3 protein-coding genes and 1 pseudogene are annotated in these 5,550 nt (G+C 40.2%); all 4 read left to right on the top strand.

Going from position 1 to position 5,550, the window contains the following annotated elements:
• Positions 1 to 80 precede the first annotated feature (80 nt).
• Positions 81 to 1,211 (top strand): annotated as a pseudogene (locus AB685_RS25495) (OFA family MFS transporter); the annotation flags it as partial.
• 66 nt (positions 1,212 to 1,277) lie between these two features.
• The gene (locus AB685_RS25490) at positions 1,278 to 1,640 is read left to right on the top strand and encodes a DUF2294 domain-containing protein (protein WP_047973393.1); all 363 of its coding nucleotides are present in this window, start codon (positions 1,278 to 1,280) and stop codon (positions 1,638 to 1,640) included.
• Positions 1,641 to 1,812: 172 nt separating this feature from the next.
• Complete coding sequence (locus tag AB685_RS25485; protein WP_047973392.1) at positions 1,813 to 4,173, top strand: FdhF/YdeP family oxidoreductase; 2,361 nt, start codon at positions 1,813 to 1,815, stop codon at positions 4,171 to 4,173.
• A 148-nt stretch (positions 4,174 to 4,321) separates the two neighbouring features.
• Positions 4,322 to 5,287: a transcriptional regulator gene (locus tag AB685_RS25480; RefSeq protein WP_047973391.1), complete on the top strand. Its 966-nt coding sequence runs from the start codon at positions 4,322 to 4,324 to the stop codon at positions 5,285 to 5,287.
• Positions 5,288 to 5,550 lie beyond the last annotated feature (263 nt).

Genomic DNA, 5,550 nt, shown 5'->3' with positions numbered 1-5,550 from the left:
GTTGAACGTACAGAGAAACAGTTAATAACCGGTAAAAAGAAAGAGGATGACAGTATTATTAACGATTTATTTTAACGGTTGGATGGGATCTGAGTGCGGTATCTTTAACGTTTAGTATCGCAATCGTCTTTTTAGGATTATCAGCAGCGTTTATGGGCCATTTTGTTGAAAAGTATGGTCCGAGAAAATCAGGTTTAGTAGCAGCCTCATTTTTTGGGATTGGACTAGTTGGTGCAGGGTTTGCGATTAACATGGAGTCGATTTGGCTTTTATACTTTACATACGGTGCACTTGGCGGGATTGGTCTCGGTGTAGGGTATATCACCCCCGTATCGACTTTAGTAAAATGGTTTCCGGACCGCCGCGGATTGGCAACGGGACTTGCGATCATGGGCTTTGGTTTCTCGGCAATGATTGCCAGCCCGATTATGGCCAATTTAATTAATTCAGTAGGGATTGCGAACACATTCTTTACACTAGGTATTCTTTATTTTGTGATTATGCTTGCTTCGGCGCTTTACATTGAGCGTCCGCCTGAAGGATATATGGCAGATGTTCGAACGACTGGCAAGAAAGTAGCAGCAGATCTTTCTCAATTAACGGCGAATGAAGCTGTTAAGACACGAAGATTCTGGTTCCTATGGGTGATGCTTTTTATCAACGTAACATGCGGAATTGCGATCTTGTCTGTTGCTTCACCAATGGCACAAGAAATTGCTGGTCTCTCAGCAGCAGCAGCGGCAACAATGGTGGGTGTGATGGGAGTATTTAATGGCTTAGGGCGTATTGGTTGGGCATCGATTTCTGACTATTTGGGACGAGCAAATGTTTATACAGCATTCTTTGCGATTCAAATTGTCACATTCTTTGCCTTGCCGAGTATTACACACGCGATTTTATTCCAGGTCGTTTTATTCTTAATCCTTACTTGCTATGGTGGTGGATTTGCAGCCATTCCAGCATACATTGGCGATTTATTTGGAACAAAGCAGCTTGGCGCAATTCATGGCTATATTTTAACAGCTTGGGCATTAGCTGGTTTAGTTGGACCGATTCTAGCATCTTGGATTCGTGAAACAACAGAGAGCTATGCAGGAACGCTCTATATCTTCGGATTTATGTTTATTGCCGCCTTGATTGTCTCACTCGTTATCCKTATTGATATTAAGCAATTAAAAGAAAAAAATAAATCTGCCCGTTTAGCTAGTTAAACCATTTGACATTTTCATACACTCGCACTACTCTTTTAATAAGTAATAGAAAATGAGGGTACGTGAATGAATAAATATGAAGCGGAATTCAGCAACTTAGTACGTTCCTTCCGAAAGAAGCATATGGGAAAAGGCCCGAGCAAAATAAGTACAACCTTTTGCAAGAAATGGGCAATATGCGAGATGGAAGGCAACCTATCACCTGTTGAGAAGTTCATTGCAACAGCTAATGAGGGTAAGCAGATGCTAAAGGCTGCTAGAACTGAAATGGTAAAAGAAATGTACCGTAAAAATCCGCCTGTTGAAATGGAAGAATTTTTGCAGTGTAAGTTCGTAGACTTGTTTGTAGATATCGATATTGAGAGAGACTTTGGTATTTCAGTGTTTGTGTTTGATGAAGATATTGAAGAAAAGTTTTCATCAAAGTAAGGTCATTGCAACGTCAACCTTTGGAGAATTGTATAACTGGTTTGGTACTTAGTAGCGATCCTGCCAAAGACTTAACCACCGTTATTCCCTTTAGATTAAAGGGTTTTTACGGTGGTTTTTTTATTGAAATGAGCATAAAGAGTAGTAAGTAGTATTAATGGGAGTGAGAACTATGGGAAAAACAAAACATCAAGGCCCTATTAAAGCAACAAAAGCGCCCCAACCAAAACATTGGGTTAGTCCCATTCCGTTTGGTTTAGGAAAAGTAAAGCCAAAACATATTCGTGATACGATGAAAATTGCATGGGATAACAAGGATAATTTAGGTTATGCATCCCGTATTCTAACAAAAGGTGTATGTGACGGCTGTGCACTAGGTGTGTCAGGCCTGCAAGMCCAAACGTTGAAAGGTCCACATATGTGTACAACACGTTTAAATGTCCTTCGCCTAAACACGGCACCAGCGATTAAAGAAGACATTTTACATGCTGATATTGATGAATTAAAAAAATACGATAGTACAGAATTAAGAAAATTAGGACGGATTCCATATCCACTTATCRGACGTAAAGGCGAGAATAAGTTTTCACGCCTCACATGGGATGATGCGATGGATATAATTGCAGATAAGATGAAGCAATTAGATCCAAAACAATATGCCTTCTATTTAACATCAAGAGGAATCACGAATGAATCCTATTATGTAGCAGCTAAAGTGGCGCGTTTCTTAGGGGCAAATCATATCGATAATGCAAGCCGTATTTGTCACTCTCCAAGTAAAACGGCATTAAAGCGTTCGATTGGAGTAGGGGCATCTACTTGTAACTATCAAGACTGGTTTGGAACAGACGTCCTCTTATTCTGGGGAAGTGTTGCATCAAACGCATCTCCCGTTTCATCAAAGTACATGTTAGAAGCGAAAAAACGTGGCGCGAAAATTATCGTCGTAAACCCTTATAAAGAGCCGGCAATGGATAAATATTGGGTGCCATCAAATGCTGAGTCTGCGATCTTCGGAACGAAACTTGCAGATGATTTTTACCAAGTAAACATTGGTGGAGATATTGCTTTTATGCAGGGGATTATGAAGCATTGGTTTGACATGGAAGCAAACGCTCATGGTTCGGCGATTAATCATGATTTTGTTCAAGATCATGTCAATGCATATGAGGAACTGAAAGCTCATGTTGWAACACAATCTTGGGATGAAATTGTCAAATCTTCAGGTATTACAAAAGAGAGAATCATTGAACTATCAGAGCTATTAGCTAACAGCAAGAATGCAGTCTATGCGTGGGCACTTGGGTTAACAATGCACGCTTTCGCTTCAGATAATATTTCTCAAGTAGCAAATCTCGCTCTTCTTCGTGGACATCTAGGACGTAAATACAGTGGCTTGATGCCATTCCGTGGGCACTCTTCCGTTCAAGGTTCAGGTGAAATGGGTGCTGATCCATTCGTCTTACCAGGCGGTGATTTCGTTGAAGAAAACATTCAACGTATGGAAGGTATTTGGAAGTTTGATATTCCAAGATGGCAAGGCGATGTAGTTGGAGTTACATTAGAAAACATCGTTCTACCAGAAGATCATGAGCGCAAAATTAAAATGTACTATATGTCAGGTGGTAATTTCCTAGAGACGATGCCTGATCCGAATTTCATTGAAAAAGCATTGTCTGAATTAGAGATCCGTGTTCACCAAGATATCATTTTGAACACGTCGACTTTAGTAGAAGCAAAAGAAGCGGTTATTGTTCTTCCAGCAAAAACACGTTATGAGCAAGATGGTGGTGGAACGTCTACCTCAACAGAACGTATGGTTTACTATTCTCCTGAAATTGAAGGAAATAAAAATTACATTGAAGAAGCTAGATCAGAGTGGAAGATCTACATTGATCTTGCGAAACGTGTGAAGCCTGATACTGCTCATTTAGTCGATTTCAAGACCGGCCAGGAAATTCGTGATGAAATGGCGATTGCGAACCCGAATTATGAGGGAGTACAGCATTTGAAAAAACAAGGCGATGTCTTCCAATGGGGCGGAGCTTGGTTATGCGAAGATGGCATTTGTCCGACTCCAGATGGTAGAGGAAATCTTCTTCCAGTCGATATTCCTGATATGGGTAAGAAGGAAGGGAACTTCATCCTGACGACTCGTCGCGGAAAGCAGTTTAACTCGATGGTTTATAAAACAACGGATCCATTTAATAATGCAGAGCGATATGATGTATTAATTAACACAGAAGATGCGCACGAGTTAAGCATTGCTGAAGGGGAAGGAATTGTCATCCATAACCGATTTGGTGTATTCCAAGGGAAAGCGAAGTATGCTAATATCACTAAAGGGAATTTAGGAGTCCACTTCCCAGAAGGAAACTTCTTATTACCTAAAGGAAGATATGAAAAGCTAGCAAAAATCCCTGATTACAACGTARCAGTTAAAGTAGAAAAAGCAGATCGTTACAATGCACGAAAAGATACAAAATATGTTGAACGCAAAATAGATGATCTAGAAATGTCTGCTCCGGGTTAAGGCGTAAGTGGCACTGTAATGGTTGTAAATTCAACTGTTACAGTGTCTTTTATTTAGAAGCAAATAAACCTTCCATTCTTTTGCCATCACCTGTACAATGAACACGAATCTCAAATTCTATCATTTATTACCAAGAAAGGAAGATTTGATGTCTGAACGGTTAATTCGTCTTCTACGAATCATCATCTTAATTCAATCAAGTCCTGGAATTACGGCAAAAGAATTAGCCGAACGATGCGAAACAACACCACGCACGATTTACCGTGACCTAGAATTATTAAGTGCAGCCCAAGTACCGATCACAAATGAAGGATATGGTAAAGGATATGAATACATAGGGAACTTTTCCATCTATCCAATCGACTGGACGGAGCAAGAAGCCGTTGCTTTTGGCATGCTACCAAATGTTATTGATCAAATGACGCACCTGTTTCCTCCAGACTTTTATTCAGCCTATGAAAAAGTTATGGCGACCCACCAAAAGGAAAAGAAAGAGTTACAAGATGTGCTGCAGAAAATGGTTTCTATTATTCAAATGGGGACACCGGCCTTCCAAGAAGAGCAAAATAACTTTTTATCACCTGTGATTGATTCCATCTTAAACTCACGTACAATTGAAGTAGTCTATCATACGCAAAGCCGAGATGTGACCACGTCTCGCGCATTAGATCCATATTACTTAATTCCGCGCGATCATAGATTCTACTTAATTGCCTTTTGTCATGAGAAGCAAAAAGTATTAACCTTTCGCATGAGCCGTTTCCTTCAAGTGAATCAAACCGATCAAACTTTTGATAAGAAAAATTTTAATTTGAAGAAGTACTTCAAAGACACATGGTCAATCATTCAAGGCAAAAATAAAAGTCATTTTAAAGTGCTATTTAATAAAGAAGTAGCACGCTATATAAAGGAAGAAGAGTTATTTGTAAATCCAATACTTACTGAAAATAAGGATGGAAGCTTATTGTTTGAAGTTACTCTGAATCACGACCGCGAATTCATGCAATGGCTGATGCAATACGGCATGGACGCAGAAATTCTTGAACCAGTCGAATACCGTGCAAAAATGAAAGAGATGCTGACAAAATGGATGGGCGTGTACGAATCGAAATAAGAAAACAGGTAGCAACGAGGGTTGCTACCTGTTTTGTGGGTTCGAGGGTGTGTGGGTGTCTCGGCGCGGATGTAAGGTGACAAGGCCTTTTCGCACATATAGACCACTTTGAGAGGCTGCTCGCACATAAAACGGAACTAGCGCACCTAAATTGGTGCGTATCGCACATCTATCTAGATTCTCACACATAACTGAGCCGCGATCGCTCATAACCCCACAACATTCGCACATACGACCAATTACGACCAAGATCAAGTATAGGT

Source organism: Bacillus sp. LL01 (assembly GCF_001037965.1).
This window is presented reverse-complemented; position numbering and strand designations above follow the sequence as displayed.